This is a genomic window from Candidatus Propionivibrio aalborgensis (assembly GCF_900089945.1).
Taxonomy (GTDB): domain Bacteria; phylum Pseudomonadota; class Gammaproteobacteria; order Burkholderiales; family Rhodocyclaceae; genus Propionivibrio; species Propionivibrio aalborgensis.
The window spans coordinates 17,585-32,339 of sequence record NZ_FLQY01000360.1 but is presented as its reverse complement, the minus strand read 5'-3'; the positions used below and the strand labels follow the sequence as shown (position 1 = coordinate 32,339).

11 protein-coding genes are annotated in these 14,755 nt (G+C 59.3%); 3 read left to right on the top strand and 8 right to left on the bottom strand.

Annotation, left to right across the window (positions count from 1 at the left end):
• The 8 genes from feoB to PROAA_RS15390 form a co-directional block, all read right to left on the bottom strand.
• Positions 1-1,641, bottom strand: a 1,641-nt coding sequence (feoB, locus tag PROAA_RS15425) for a ferrous iron transporter B (RefSeq protein WP_186412194.1), incomplete at its 3' end; no start/stop codon positions are given.
• Complete coding sequence (locus tag PROAA_RS15420; RefSeq protein ID WP_222102305.1) at positions 1,638-1,976, bottom strand: FeoA family protein; 339 nt, start codon at positions 1,974-1,976, stop codon at positions 1,638-1,640. The genes PROAA_RS15420 and feoB, both read right to left, overlap by 4 nt.
• Positions 1,977-1,984: 8 nt before the next feature.
• Positions 1,985-2,797 (bottom strand): transporter, encoded by an 813-nt coding sequence (locus tag PROAA_RS15415; protein ID WP_186412193.1) that lies wholly within the window; start codon positions 2,795-2,797, stop codon positions 1,985-1,987.
• Positions 2,798-3,119: 322 nt separating this feature from the next.
• Positions 3,120-4,964, bottom strand: a complete 1,845-nt coding sequence (locus tag PROAA_RS19320) for a response regulator (RefSeq protein WP_222102304.1) — start codon at positions 4,962-4,964, stop codon at positions 3,120-3,122.
• 119 nt (positions 4,965-5,083) lie between these two features.
• Entirely contained in the window at positions 5,084-5,977 is an 894-nt protein-coding gene (locus tag PROAA_RS15405) for an HDOD domain-containing protein (protein WP_245664303.1), read from the bottom strand.
• Positions 5,974-6,159, bottom strand: a complete 186-nt coding sequence (locus tag PROAA_RS15400) for a hypothetical protein (RefSeq protein WP_186412192.1) — start codon at positions 6,157-6,159, stop codon at positions 5,974-5,976. The genes PROAA_RS15405 and PROAA_RS15400 overlap by 4 nt, the downstream gene beginning before the upstream one ends.
• Positions 6,146-7,006: a response regulator gene (locus PROAA_RS15395; RefSeq protein WP_186412191.1), complete on the bottom strand. Its 861-nt coding sequence runs from the start codon at positions 7,004-7,006 to the stop codon at positions 6,146-6,148. Before PROAA_RS15395 ends, PROAA_RS15400 begins: the two co-directional genes overlap by 14 nt.
• Positions 7,007-7,224: 218 nt before the next feature.
• Positions 7,225-9,465, bottom strand: a complete 2,241-nt coding sequence (locus tag PROAA_RS15390) for an EAL domain-containing protein (protein WP_186412190.1) — start codon at positions 9,463-9,465, stop codon at positions 7,225-7,227.
• Positions 9,466-9,643: 178 nt separating this feature from the next.
• Between PROAA_RS15390 and PROAA_RS15385 the strand changes: the two genes are divergently transcribed.
• From PROAA_RS15385 to PROAA_RS15375, 3 genes are all read left to right on the top strand, one after another.
• Positions 9,644-11,968 carry a cyanophycin metabolism-associated ABC transporter gene (locus PROAA_RS15385; protein WP_186412189.1) on the top strand — a complete coding sequence of 775 codons (2,325 nt, stop codon included), beginning with the start codon at positions 9,644-9,646 and terminating at the stop codon, positions 11,966-11,968.
• 5 nt (positions 11,969-11,973) lie between these two features.
• Complete coding sequence (locus PROAA_RS15380) at positions 11,974-12,438, top strand: cyanophycin metabolism-associated DUF1854 family protein (RefSeq protein WP_186412196.1); 465 nt, start codon at positions 11,974-11,976, stop codon at positions 12,436-12,438.
• A 136-nt stretch (positions 12,439-12,574) separates the two neighbouring features.
• Positions 12,575-14,746, top strand: coding sequence for a cyanophycin synthetase (locus PROAA_RS15375; RefSeq protein ID WP_186412188.1), 2,172 nt, complete (start codon positions 12,575-12,577; stop codon positions 14,744-14,746).
• Positions 14,747-14,755 lie beyond the last annotated feature (9 nt).

Here is a 14,755-nt window from a genome sequence, read left to right as displayed (position 1 = left end):
GACTTCCCGCGCGGCCAGGCCCGGTACCAGCGCAATACTGATCTGCCAGTTGAAACCGATCGGCTCGAAGATCACCGCCAGCGCCTGCCCCAGCATACCGGCCAGACTGTACTCGATGGCCGCTCCGGTGGCTCCGTCCGGCGGCGAAGGGAAACTCGCCAGAAACCACAGCAGGATGGTCAGAACAAGAATGATGCCTCCCACCCGTTTGATGAAGATCATCACCCGGTGCCAGATGCCGATCGCGATGTTGCGAACCGTCGGCAGGTGATAGCTGGGCAGCTCCATCATCAGCGGGCGCACTTGCCGGCCAGCCGCGGTGAAGTGCTTGAGTACCCAGGCGACGGCCAGCGCACCGACAACTCCCGCAAAGTACAGCGCCAGGAGGACCAGCCCCTGCAATTCCAGCGCACCCCATACTTCGCGCTGCGGAACAAACGCGCCGATCAGCAAGGCATACACCGGCAATCGCGCCGAACAGGTCATCAGCGGTGCAATCATGATCGTCACCAGGCGATCGCGCGGGTTGGCAATGCTGCGTGCGGCCATGATGCCTGGGATGGCGCAGGCGAAACTCGATAGCATCGGGATGAACGAACGCCCGCTCAGACCCACGCTTCCCATCAGCCGGTCGAGCAGAAAGGCGGCGCGCGGCAGGTAGCCCGACTCCTCCAGCACAAGGATGAAGAAATAGAGAATCACGATCTGCGGCAGGAAGACCAGCACACCGCCGGCGCCGGCAATCACGCCATCGACGATCAGGCTCCTGAGCCACATGTCCGGCAAGGCGGCGGCCACGACTCCGCCGAGATATTCTGTCGCGCCCGTGATCAAGTCCATCGGCACCTCGGCCCAGGCAAAGACCGCCTGAAAGACCAGGAACAACACCAGAGCCAGCAGCATCGGCCCGATCACCGGGTGCAGGACGACACGGTCGATGCGATCACTCGGCGTGTGCGGAACGATCTCATTCAGGCCAAGACGCTGCAGTATCTGGCTCACTACGACGTGGTCAGATTCGCTCTGCTGCGAATCGCCCGCCACCGTCGCTGCGGCACCGCCTTGGGCGTCGAACTCGCGCGCTGTCCGAGACACCGACTGCCATAGCACCGGATCATCGAAAACGGCGAGCAAAGGCTCGGCACCCGCGCTATTGACCGCGACGGTGCTGACCACCGGCAGACCGAGCTCAGCCGCGAGATCCTCTACCACGATCCTGATGCCGCGCTTTTCGGCCAGATCGGCCATGTTCAGCGCCACAACGCAGGGCAAGCCAAGTCGTTTGACGGCAAGCGCCAGACGCAGATTGCGCCGCAGGTTGGTGGCATCGACAACACAGACCACCAGATCGGGCCGCTTTTCGCCGACAGCGCGGCCAAAGAGTACATCACAGGTTACACGCTCATCCGGGGAGCGCGGATACAGGCTGTATGCGCCCGGCAAGTCGAGAATACGCAGCGTTTTGCCGGACGGTGTGGTCAGACGCCCTTCCTTGCGTTCGACCGTCACCCCCGCGTAGTTGGCGACCTTTTGCCGACTGCCGGTCAGCAGGTTGAACAGTGCCGTCTTGCCGCAGTTCGGATTACCGACCAAAGCCAGCAGTGGCCCGCTGGGGTGGAGATGTACGACGGCCTGATTCATGTCTGATACTCCTCTGCATTCACTTTCACTTTATCCAGCGATACGACCCCGATACAGGCCGCCTCGGCCCGGCGCAACGCGAAGGTGGACTGGCCGATCCGAACTACCAGGGGATCGCCACCGGGCAGACCGCGCGCCATCAACATTACCTGTTCACCGACGATGAAACCGATCTCGTCCAGCCAGCGCGCCCATTCGGGCGCCGCATGCGGCGCCCGAACATGCTGTACCGTCAGCGCCTGGCCTATCAAGGCTAGATCGAGCGTCGGGCCAACCATTCCGTCGACCATTTCGTTTTCCATGTTCGTCACGCCCACCTCCTGAGTTGAGTTCATGCTTCTGCTTACTGGAATCGCCAGGTAACACCGGCAGTGGCTGTATTCGTCGTCGTATGCGGACTGTCGTTGTCGGACGAACGCACAAAGCCAAGGGCGAAATCAAGGTCCTCGTTCGGCGCGTAGATCGCGCCGAGTTCTACGAAATCGGTGCGTACGCTCGAGCCGCCTGACCGGGCGGATTCCGTTCCCAGATCCAGTGCCAGCTTCCATCTTTCGCTGACGTCCCATACGGGAGCGATCGAAGCCCGCGTCGTTGTGGTGTTGGGATTGTTCAAGGTATCGCGATAAAGGTCCCGGATTACCCCGGCATTCACGTGTACGGCGCCGAAAGGCACTTCCTGCGTGAGAATCAGTGTCAGACTGCCGGAGGTCTTGCCGGTCCCCAATCCTTCCCTCTCACGACTCGTGCTGACCGGGTAGAGGATTTCCGGTTTGATCGCAAGACTGGTCTTACTCTCGTCGTTTTCGTAGAAACGCCACTTGGCACCGATTGCCGGATTGCCACCACCGCTTGCATCGCCCCCCGGTGTGCCTGATCGAATCCTGATGTAGCTGAATCCGGCAAACACATCGATCGAATCGGCCAGGCCACGGGTATAAACGACGGGAAAAGCGCGAGTCCGATCGGTGTTGCCATCCATTCTTGAGCGATCTTCGTTGAATGAGAATTCGATTTGGTTGCCATCGGCTCCCTGGGTGCCCGTATCGTCTGTAATCAGTGGCTGAAAGGCCGACGCTGAGAGCGATAACCCGGCAAGCACAAGAAAAACAGCCGGGTTTGCAAAGTGTTGGGGCGGTTTCACGAAAGAGGGGTGCATTTGGAAAATCCTTGATCGACCGTTGTCGTTATTGAGAATGATTCGTATTGTACTTAGGAACTATTCTCAAATACAAGGATTATTTCTTTACGTCACAGGCGAATGATTGCGAGCACTGCGCCTGCGATTCAATATGCTCTTGGGGACGTACGTCGTCCTGCGTCTGAGCGCATGGATTTAAAACGCAAGCTTGTGGAAGGTTTCCGGCCGGATCAGGCGCGGCAGAGAACGGCGGTCTTGTTCATCGATGCAGGGCAACAATCAGCTGTCAGCGGAGATTGCTCTACTTTGCTCCCGGCCTTGAAAGCTCGTCGGCTTCCGCTTACAAGGACCAGTCTTCCTGAACCGGTTCGGCATCATCCTGGGGCACCGCGCCCTCGACATGCTTGATCGGCAACGTGATGCGGAAGGTCGTTCCCTTGCCGACTTCACTTTTCACCGCCAGACGCCCGTTATGATTCTTGACGATGCCGTAGGACAACGACAGCCCGAGGCCGGTCCCCTTGCCAATCGGCTTGGTAGTGAAGAACGGGTCGAAAATCTTGCTCAGAACCTCAGGGGAAATCCCGCTGCCGGTATCGGCGATCTCGATCCATACCTTCTCGCCTGCACAGCCGGTACGGATGGTGATCTTGCCGCGTTCCACATCGCCCATCGCGTGCGCCGCGTTGACGCAAATATTCATGATCACCTGATTGATCTGGGTCGGCAGACACTCGACATCGGGCAACTCGCCGTACTCCTTGACCACGTCGGCCTTGTACTTGATCTCGTTGGCGACGATATTGAGCGTCGAGTCGATGCCCTGATGCAGGTTGGCCAGTTGAAAGGTGTCGGTGCTGTCGACGTGCGAGAAATCCTTCAGATCCTGGACGATCTTCTTGACGCGGGTGATACCTTCCTTCGATTCGCTCATCAACTGCGGGATATCCTCACGCAGGAAATCGAGATCGAGTGATTCGCGCATCGATTTTACCTTCACCGCAATTGCCGGCTCGGCGATGGCGGCTTCCGCCGATTCGTAGGCACTGAGCATTTCAAAAAGATCAACCAGATACTTTTCAAGCGAACCGATATTCGAATGCACGTAGCCGATCGGGTTGTTGATCTCGTGCGCCACGCCGGCGGCGAGCTGGCCGATCGACGCCAGTTTTTCCGATTGCACCAGTTGTTGCTTGGCGTCCGACAACTGGGTATTCAGCGTGGTCAGCTCGGTATTTCGCCTGAGCAATTCCTGCTCGGCGGCCTCGCGCTTGGCAATATCCTGCTCCAACGCCTTGTTGCTTTCCGACAGTTGCATTGTTCGTTTTTCGACCAATTCTTCGAGCCCTGCTTGCGCCTTGCGCAGTTCCTCAACGGCAAGCTGGCGCTCGGTCACGTCCCGCAAGGTCTCGATGGCGCCGGTTATTCGCCCTTCGTCGTCGCGCAACGGGGCGGCGGTAAAATGCAGCCAACGGCCGGATTCGCCAAAGTGCGGGAAAAAACCCTCAGCCTCGAACGCGCCGACGGCAACCGTCGAGCGCTGGAAGCGGCCCTTGTAGTGCGTATCGATACCCGCCTCAATGGCACCGTCGACCACCAGATCGGCCATGACCGGTCGCTCCTCGGGGTAGAATGGACGCCAATGCTGGTTGCCTCCAAGCATCTCAGCCGCTGCAACACCGGTAATTTCCGCACAGGCCTTGTTCCAGTGCGTCACCTTGTGCTGGGCATCGATCACGAACGTCGGCACTGGGGTGCCGTCGATGATCTGGTTGAGTGTACATTGCAGCTCGCGTTGCAACGCATCGACCCGCTGGTATTCGAGATGGGTGTGCACCCTGGCGAGCACGATGGGCGGACTGAATGGTTTGGTGATGTAGTCGACTGCGCCGAGCTCAAGCCCTTTCCGCTCATACTCGATGGCGTCCATCGCCGTGACAAAGATCACCGGGATGCCCCGCGATGCAGGGTCTTCTCGCAATTTGGTCAAAACGGTAAAGCCGTCCATGTCCGGCATCATCACATCAAGCAGGATCAGGTCAGGCAACGGTTCGCTCACAGCGGCACGCAGCGCGTCTGCTCCCGAGTTGGCGGCCCGAACCTGGTACTCAGGCTCCAGCAGGTGAGTCAACAGTACCAAGTTCACGGGTTCGTCGTCGACGATCAAGAGAACTTTCGAAGCCATTGATTCTTCCCCCAGGCAATTGTCTTGCAATGCAATACGCATCTTACGCTTTCATCAACTGAAATTGTTTCCGTTTTGCGCTTGCATCACGCTTCTCCCATTTTTTGCGCTGGCGAGCCTCAGGCCGACAGCATTTGGCAGGCTCCTTCAAACTGGGTCTCAACCTCATCGAATATCGCCAGAAAACCATCCTCGCCCAGCGGCAACGTGTCCCATACACCGCTCGACAGAGGCGGGACAAGGCAGGTGGCGTCCCCGGCCAGTTCGAGCGCGTGCGCGATGCCATCCGCAATATGGACAATACCGGTCAGCGGCGTGTGCTCGCCTGCATCCAGCACGTGGTGACGGGCAACCGATTCCCGGATCGAGACCGGGAACCTCCAGTGCGCGGTCAAAGCCTCACCGATCTGTGCATGATCGACACCGATCACCGCGCGCTCAGCGTCCAGCAACAGGCCGTCATGCGCACTACGGTACGCCAGCACCGCGGTCAAGTGGGCAGGAAAACACGCCGCCAGCACGAGGCGGCCGATGTCGTGCAGCAGGGCCGCGGTAAAAGCGTTCTCCTCGCTCATCCTCAGGCGCTTGGCGAGCGCTCTCGCGCATAGCGCGGTACCCATGCTGTGGCGCCAGAAAGCGTTGAAATCAAAACCCGGCACCGCGTTGCGCCCCGAAAAACTGCCGGTCACGGCGGCCGCCATCGCCAGCGTCCGGACACTGCGCAACCCGAGTACGACGACCACATCCTGGATCGAAGTGACCTTGCCCTGAAGGCCATAGAACGATGAATTGGCGACGCGCAGCATCTTCGCCACCAACGCCTGATCACTGGCAATCTTCTTGGCCAGAACGTGCGTATCGGCGTCATCGTCGCCAAGGCTCTGAATCAGCTCCATGATGACTGCCGGCAAGGAGGGGAGCGCATGGATCTGGCCGACCACTTGCGCCAGATCGAGCGCCATGACCGGTGCGGACGATACTCCCGGAACGTTCGACCCGCTCTGCTCGTTCATTGCCGTTGCCTCCAGCGGTACTCGATGATCATCCGCATCAATTGCCTGGCCTGATCGTTGTCGCCGGCGAAGCGGAAAAGTTCTTGTATTCGTTGCTCGATCTGCGTACGCGCCGAAGCATCGCGCCCTGCATCACCCGAGATGACGCTATCGTCCGTCTTCCCACTATCAGCACTGTTCATCGCCGTTTCCTTCAAGGTTTACAAACAGCATCAACTTGCCATGGGACGGCGAATCCTCGCCCATCGAACGGCACGAAACCTGCCAGTCGCGCTCACCATCCGACCAGGTGCGTTTGGCGTCTTCCTCCGCTGTCAGGAGCGGCTGCAAAGCTGCTGGCAAGCTATCGGAAGCAAAGCTGCCGACCAACGGCTGACCCTTCCCGATCACCCGATTGGCAACGATATTGGCAAAAACGATCATCCCTTCATCGTCGAAACCGATAACCGGCAATGGCACATGCTGCAGGATTTCCTGTGCGATATCGAGCGTAGCGCCATCGAGCGCCAGTTGCCGCTCGCGTTCGATAAGCAAAACGCGCAACTGCTCGTTGGCCACCGCCAACTCCTTGTTGGCGATCCTGACCGCCTCGTGCAGATGCTCGTTATCGTCGGCCAACTCCTTGTACCGGAAAGCCTCGGCGATATTGGCGCGCAACTGTTCGTCATCCCAGGGCTTGGTCAGGAATTTGTAGATCGCGCCTTCGTTGATCGCATCGGTGATCGATTGCAACTCGGTGTATCCCGACAGCACCATGCGCACCGTGTCGGGATAAGCAATTTTCACGCGGCGCAGGAACTCGACCCCGGTCATGTTCGGCATGCGCTGGTCGGAGAGAATGACGTCGACAGGGTGCTGCGCCAGTAATGCCAAGCCCTCTTCACCACCATTTCCGAACAGGATTTCATAGCCATCCTTGCGCAGCAGGCGACGCAGGGAGGTGAGGATGCTTGCCTCGTCGTCGACCAGCAGCAAGGTACGCTTGCGCTTGATATCCGGAGTTGCAGGTCCGTCTTCGCTCGCGTTCATCGACTTTCCTCTTGCAGGGACAGCGGCAACACTATGTGGAAACAGCTCTCTTGGCCGGCAGTGCTGCTCATCTCGACTTATCCACCGGAATTATGCGCTCTGCAATACGACATCGGCAATCCCAATCCGGTTCCGGTGTTGACCGGCCTGTTGGGAAATATGGTTCGAAGATGCAGGCGTGTAGCCCTGGCGGAAGAGCATAACCGATATTGCCGGCCTCAATTCGGCCCCGGCCGGCCGCTATACAGGCGCGAAGGATGATCGACCCGCGCCGCCTGTTCATGTGCCTGATGGATGAAGGCGGTGTGGATTTGCTCGCGCAGTTCGTCATCGACCCAGGGTTTGATCAGAAATCTGGAAATGGCTCCCCGGTTGATCGCATTGGTGAGGTCGGCAAGGTCGCTGTAGCCGGAGAGAATCATGCGCACGGTATCGGGATAAAGATCCTTGACCCGGCTGAGAAACTCCGAGCCGCTCATCTCCGGCATGCGCTGATCGGAAACAATGACCTGTACGTCATTCAGAGCCAGCACCTCCAGAGCGGCGGCGCCTGAGGTGGCGGTCAGCATGCGGTAGCCGCTACGGTGCAGCAAACGCTTTAGCGCGTTGAGAATTTCAGGCTCATCGTCCACCAGAAGCAGGGTGCGCAGGTCACGGCCGGTCACTGCGCTACGCATTGGCAACCGTTCTGCACGCCGGACGAAGTCGGAGAAATCGCCAGCAGCAAGCGGCGGCGAGAAATAGTAACCCTGCAACTGATCGCAGTTCTGGTTGCGCAAATACCGCATCTGGCTCTCTGTTTCAACACCTTCCGCCACGACGTACAGGTGCAGACTGTGCGCCATCGCGATGACCGCGATGGCGATCAATGCGTCGTCAGGTTCGGTGGTGATGTTGCGAACGAAAGACTGGTCGATCTTCAGGCAATCGAACGGAAAGCGCTTGAGGTACCCCAGACTTGAATAGCCGGTGCCGAAGTCATCCATCGCCAGACTGACGCCAAGCGCCTTGAGCCGCCGCAAGAGGCTCTCCGAAGTCTCAAGATTCTGCATGATCATCGTTTCGGTCAATTCAAGCTGCAACCACTTCGCGTCCAGCCCGGCGTCATTCAGCGCCTGCGCGACGATCTCGACAATATTTTTCTGCCGGAACTGGCGCGCCGAGAAATTTACAGCAATCGTCAGTCCGTGCATCCCCTCGCGTTGCCAGCGTGCGGCTTGCCGGCAAGCTTCGCGCAACACCCACTCGCCGAGTTGCTGGATCATCCCGGATTCCTCGGCAAGCTTTATGAACTGGCTGGGCGGAACCAGCCCTTTCACCGGGTGCTGCCAGCGGATCAGCGCTTCGGCACCGCAGATTTCACCGGAATACAGGTCGGCCTTCGGCTGATAGTAAAGGGTCAACTCGTCGTGTTCCAGTGCCTGACGCAGACTGGATTCGAGCTCGGCCATTTCCTGCGCACGCTCATTCATGTCTTGCGAGAAGCAGCTGAAACCGTTGCGTCCGCTGGACTTGACCTGATACATGGCGAGGTCGGCATGTCGCAACAGCGACGACGCATCCGCGCCATCCTGAGGGTAAAAGCTGATCCCGATGCTCGGCGTGACGAACAGCTCGTGCCCGTCGATATCGATGGGCCGAGACAATGCCGCGAGAATCTTCCGGGCCAGCATCGAGGCATCTTCATTGCGCGAGAGGTCAGCGAGCACAAGGACGAACTCGTCGCCACCCAGGCGAGCAACGGTATCCCCTTCACGAACGCAATGTCCGAGCCGTTCCGCCACGGTTTTGAGGAGAAGGTCGCCGACGGCATGACCGAGGCTGTCGTTGATCTGTTTGAAGCGGTCGAGGTCGATCAGCAGGACGGCCACGACGCCCCCGTCACGCACGCTGTGCGTTACCGCCTGGTCCAGCCGGTCGGCAAGCAGCGTCCGGTTGGCAAGTCCGGTCAGCGCATCGTGGGTGGACAGATGCAACAACCGGTTTTCCCGCAATACCCGTTCGCTGACGTCCTCAAAAATACTGACAAAATGACCAATTTCCCCATGTTCATCGGGCACAGGCGTGACGGAGAGCTGATTCCAGAAGAGTGTTTCATCCTGGCGGAAGCATTGCACCACGGCCTGCGCCGCCCGGTGCTGGCGAAGCGCGTTGCGGATCACCTCAAGCGCCGGCTGCTCCAGTGCCGAGCCGGCCAGAAAACGGGCATTGCGGCCGATCACCGCACTGGCGGGATAGCCGGTGATGCGCTCGAAAGCGGGGTTGACATAGATGATCGGATGCTTGGGGTCGATCGCGTCCGTAATCATGATGCCGTTGGCCGATGACTCGACGGCACGCACGAACAACTGCAACGCACGCTGCCCTGCCTTGCTGCTCAGGGGATTGAAATCGGCCCCCGCTTCACTGTTGTCAGAAGAAGACTTCAACGCGCCATGCGCCAGCACAATCACTGCCATCGCCTCCTTCGCATCGGCCAATCAACACAGTGGAATACTAACACTGCGCAAGGACGCACGTAAGGCTTCCAGGCTGCTCTAACGCGCAGTCGGAGTTTCACCAGAAAAGGGACGAAGACAGGTATACTCGGGCGTTCAGGCGCTTATCTCGCCGCCTGCCCAAAACAAGCGCTCGACAATGACAGACCGCAGCTTTCCTCCCCCCGATACCGACAATACCCTCCCCGGCCAATCACTGTCAGCCCTGCCTCCGGAGTTTGGCGCACAGCTTGAGACACTACTCGCTGCGGATGAAACGATTCTGGCCTGGCTGGAGACTGACCTTGACACCCGACTGCATTTTGCCCCCGGCCTGGTACTGCTGACCAATCATCGACTGCTCGCCCGCTCCGGTGACGACGACAACTGGCAGTCTTATCCGCTCCGTTCGGGTCTGACGCTGGTACGCAACGACCACTCGGGCGTCGGCAGCCTGGAACTCCTTGATGCCGACTCACGGCAGTCGATCTGGCGCTATTCGCTCGGCGGAGACATTGCCGCCGGGCGCCTGATCGAGCATTTCTCACGGCAGTTGGCCTTTCATCTGACGGGCAAAGCGCCGTCCTTACCAACGCAGGCGCTTTGCCCGAAGTGCGAAACACCGCTGCTGGCCGGCCAGGAAGAGTGCCCGCTGTGCAGCAAGGAAATCCATGCACCGCCCTCGACATGGACACTGCTCCGGCTGTGGCGCTTTGCCTATCCATACCGCTGGCAACTGCTGGCCGGCTTCCTGCTCTCCTTGGGGTCGACAGCGGCGACGCTGGTTCCGCCCTACCTGACCATGCCGATGATGGACAAGGTGCTGATCCCCTACCAGAACGGCACCCCGATCGACACCGCGCTGGTCACGCTGTACCTCTCCGGCCTGTTCGGCGCGGCATTGCTGGCCTGGGTGCTCGGCTGGGCGAGGACGTATATTCTGGCGCTGGTCTCCGAACGTATCGGCGCCGACCTGCGTACGACCACCTACGAGCACCTGCTGAAGCTCTCGCAAGAGTACTTCGGCGGCAAGCGTACCGGCGACCTGATGGCCCGCATCGGTTCGGAAACCGACCGCATCAACATCTTCATCTCACTGCATTTTCTCGATTTCGTCACCGATGTGCTGATGATCACCATGACGACCTTCATCCTGGTTTCGATCAATCCGTGGCTGGCGCTGGTCACACTGCTGCCGCTGCCGATCATCGCCTGGCTGATCCACGTCGTGCGCGAGAAACTGCGTACCGGCTTCGAGCGCGTCGACCGCATCTGGGCCGAAGTCACCAATGTTCTGGCGGACACCATCCCCGGCATCCGCGTGGTCAAAGCCTTCGCGCAGGAAAGTCGCGAAGCGGCGCGTTTCAGGGCAGCCAACGCGCACAATCTCGAGGTCAACGACAAGGTCAACAAGATCTGGTCGCTGTTTTCGCCGACCGTCACCCTGCTCACCGAGATCGGACTGCTGATCGTGTGGGCCTTCGGCATCTGGCAGATCTCGAAAGACGAAATCACCGTCGGCGTATTGACCGCCTTCCTCGCCTACATCAGCCGGTTCTACCTGCGCCTCGACTCGATGAGCCGCATCGTTTCCGTCACGCAAAAGGCCGCCGCCGGCGCCAAACGGATTTTCGATATCCTCGACCACGTCTCAAGCGTTCCGGAACCCGTCAATCCGGTCCATCTAACGAACGTCACCGGCCGCATCGAGTTGCGCAACGTCGGTTTTCGCTACGGTACGCGCAGCGTCACGCGCGACATCAGCATGACGGTCGAGCCGGGCGAGATGATCGGCCTGGTGGGGCACAGCGGATCGGGCAAGAGTACGATGGTCAACCTGATCTGCCGCTTTTACGATGTAAGCGAAGGCGCCATCCTGATCGACGGTGTCGATATCCGGGCGGTGCCGGTGGCCGAATACCGTCAGCACATCGGCCTGGTACTGCAGGAGCCCTTCCTATTTTTCGGCACCATCGCCGAAAATATTGCCTACGGCAAACCCGGCGCAACGCGCGAAGAAATCGTCACGGCCGCCCGCGCCGCCCACGCGCATGAATTCATCCTGCGACTGGCGCACGGCTACGACTCGCTGGTGGGCGAACGCGGCCAGGCGCTCTCCGGCGGTGAGCGCCAGCGCATCTCCATTGCCAGAGCCTTGTTGATCGACCCGAAGATTCTGATTCTTGACGAAGCCACCTCGTCGGTCGATACCACCACTGAAAAGGAAATCCAGAAGGCGCTCGACAACCTCGTTCGCGGCCGTACAACCATCGCCATCGCCCACCGCTTGTCCACCCTGCGCGACGCCAACCGTCTGGTTGTCCTCGATCGCGGCCGTATCGTGGAAGTAGGAAATCACGACGATCTGATGGCGCAGGAAGGGCACTACTACCGCCTTTATCAGGCTCAGGCGCGCAACGTCGACACCGAGGACGATTCCGCCCGGATTGAAATTTCCGGCAAGGACGAAGGAGACCGCGAGTGACCAGGATGAATGATTATCGGCTGCAACGCGATGCTTTCGGGCGTCTGGTATTGACCGATGCTGACGGCGAATCTCATGCCGGCGTGGTTCCGGTTCGCGCTTTCCCGATCGCCGCACCGGATCAAGGTATCGCGCTGGTCGACCCGCACGGTCACGAGCTGGCCTGGATCGACCGATTGACCGACCTGCCCGACGAACTGCGCGCGCTGGTTGAGGCGGAACTTGCCAGCCGCGAATTCATGCCCGTCATCAGCCGCATTGTGAGCGTTTCGAGCTTCGCAACACCCAGCACCTGGCGGGTCAAAACTGATCATGGCGAAACCGACTTCGTTCTGAAGGGAGAAGAGGATATTCGCCGTCTGGCTTTGCCTGCTCTGCTCATCGCCGATAGCCACGGCATTCATTACCTGATCCATGATCGCTATGCGCTGGACCACCACAGCCGCAAGATTCTGGATCGATTCCTGTGAATCTTTTCAATCCGATGAACAAGCCGGCTGAATATTTCGCTGCGGCGTCAGCCGAATATCATGGACAGCGTTATTCGTACGATACGTGCTCTCCTCATGCCACCGGCTCGCCTCTTCTGTTGCCAATACGGACAATATGAAAACGAAAGACATCAAATTCCTTGAAATCCGCCACCTGCGCGGACCGAACATCTGGACCTACCGGCCGGTCATTGAAGCTGTCATTGATATCGGGGAACTTGAAGATTATCCATCGAACACCCTGCCCGGTTTTGTTGATCGTCTGAAAGGATTTCTGCCCTCACTGGTCGAGCACCGCTGCAGCTACGGCGAACGCGGCGGTTTTCTGCGCCGGCTTGATGAAGGCACCTGGCCGGGACACATTCTTGAGCACGTCTCGCTCGAACTGCAAAACCTCGCCGGCATGCCCGGAGGATTCGGCAAGGCACGCGAAACGTCGATCCGCGGCGTGTATAAAGTGGTCATCCGCGCCTGGCATGAAGAGGTGACCCGTGCCTGCCTGGAAGCCGGCCGGGAACTGGTATTGGCCGCGATTCACGATACGACCTTTGACGTCGATGCCAATGTTGAACGCTTGCGCGACATGGCCGAGCGAAAGCTGCTTGGACCGAGCACCGGGTGTATCGTCGAGGAAGCCACGTCCAAGGCGCGGCGCATTCCGGCAATCCGACTGCTACCCACGGGAAATCTTGTGCAACTGGGTTACGGCATCCGCAGCCGTCGCATCTGGACGGCCGAAACCGACCGCACCAGCGCCATTGCCGAGACCATCTCGCGCGACAAGGATCTGACGAAATCATTGCTTCAGTCCTGCGGCGTCCCTGTTCCCGAAGGACGTCTGGTCAATAGCCCGGCCGACGCCTGGGACGCGGCTGAAGACATCGGCATCCCGGTTGTCGTCAAACCCTACGACGGTAATCACGGGCGCGGCGTATTTACCAATTTGATGACTCGTGACGAAATAGAAGCGGCTTATACGGCAGCCATTGAAGAAGGCAGCGGTGTCATTGTCGAACGCTTTGTACGCGGTTCCGAACACCGCTTGCTGATCGTCGGCGGCAAACTGGTTGCCGCCGCGCGCGGTGAGACGGCGACAGTTATCGGTGACGGCAAATCAACCATCAATGAACTGATCGATCTTCAGATCAACATTGACCCGCGCCGCGGCGCAGCCGAAGAGTTCCCGCTTGATGTCATCGATCTCAGTAAGAATTCGGTACCGCTGCACGAAATTACGCGCCAGGGTTTCACACCGGATTCGGTTCCGCCCGCCGGTCGTGAAGTGCTCGTTGTACGCACCGGCAACCATACCTGCGACATCACCGACAAGGTTCATCCCAGTGTCGCTGACAGCGCTTCTCTGGCGGCGCGAATTGTCGGTCTCGATATCGCCGGTGTTGATCTGGTCTGTGAAGATATTTCCCGTCCGCTTGCTGAACAGCATGGCGCCATCGTTGAAGTGAATGCTGGACCGGGATTGCTGATGCACATCAAGCCAGCCACCGGTGAGGCGCGTCCGGTCGGCCGCGCTATCGTCGAGCACCTTTTCCCGAATGGGGAAGATGGCCGCATCCCGGTAGTTGGCGTCGCTGGCAGCTTCGGCAAGACCATTGTCTGCCGTCTCATCGCGCGATTGCTGACGCTTTCCGGGAAGCACACCGGGCTGGCCTGCAGCGATGGCCTCTTTCTTGATCACCGGCAAGTCGATAAAAGCGATTGTGCCCAATGGGAAGCCGCTACACGCATTTTGAAGAACCGCGCCATTGAAGCGGCCGTCTTCGAAAACGGCAGTGACACTATCCTCAGCGAGGGACTGGCCTATGACCGCTGTCAGGTTGGAGTCATTACGAATGTCGACGTCGAACGTCACACCGGTCGCTACTACATCGAAACGGCCGAGCAGGTAGCCAACGTTCTGCGCACGCAAATCGACTTGGTGCTGCCCAAAGGCGTAGCGCTGCTCAACGCCGGCGAACCCATGCTGGTCGACATGGCTCCGCTGTGCGATGGAGAAGTCATTTACTTCGCGCTTGACCCGCAATTGCCGGTCGTCGCCGAACACCGAGCGCAGGGAAAACGCGCCGTTATCGTCCGCGACGGGCAGATCCAGTTGGCCAGCGGCAAGGACGAATTGCCGCTGACCCGGCTCGAACACATTCCCGTGACCAAAAGCGGGCAGTCGACTCATCAGGTCGAAAACGTTCTGGCCGCCGTCGGAGCCGCCTGGGCTCTCGGCATTTCGCCCGACGTCATGCGTACCGGCATAGAAACTTTTTTTGTAGAGTAATCATTCAAG

Coding starts and splice junctions, on each gene's coding strand:
- PROAA_RS15420 (WP_222102305.1), bottom strand. CDS start 1,976: ATGAACTCAACTCAGGAGGTGGGCGTGACGAACATGGAAAACGAAATG.
- PROAA_RS15380 (WP_186412196.1), top strand. CDS start 11,974: ATGAATGATTATCGGCTGCAACGCGATGCTTTCGGGCGTCTGGTATTG.
- PROAA_RS15400 (WP_186412192.1), bottom strand. CDS start 6,159: ATGAACAGTGCTGATAGTGGGAAGACGGACGATAGCGTCATCTCGGGT.
- PROAA_RS15415 (WP_186412193.1), bottom strand. CDS start 2,797: ATGCACCCCTCTTTCGTGAAACCGCCCCAACACTTTGCAAACCCGGCT.
- PROAA_RS15390 (WP_186412190.1), bottom strand. CDS start 9,465: ATGGCAGTGATTGTGCTGGCGCATGGCGCGTTGAAGTCTTCTTCTGAC.
- PROAA_RS15395 (WP_186412191.1), bottom strand. CDS start 7,006: ATGAACGCGAGCGAAGACGGACCTGCAACTCCGGATATCAAGCGCAAG.
- PROAA_RS19320 (WP_222102304.1), bottom strand. CDS start 4,964: ATGGCTTCGAAAGTTCTCTTGATCGTCGACGACGAACCCGTGAACTTG.
- PROAA_RS15375 (WP_186412188.1), top strand. CDS start 12,575: ATGAAAACGAAAGACATCAAATTCCTTGAAATCCGCCACCTGCGCGGA.
- PROAA_RS15385 (WP_186412189.1), top strand. CDS start 9,644: ATGACAGACCGCAGCTTTCCTCCCCCCGATACCGACAATACCCTCCCC.
- PROAA_RS15405 (WP_245664303.1), bottom strand. CDS start 5,977: ATGAACGAGCAGAGCGGGTCGAACGTTCCGGGAGTATCGTCCGCACCG.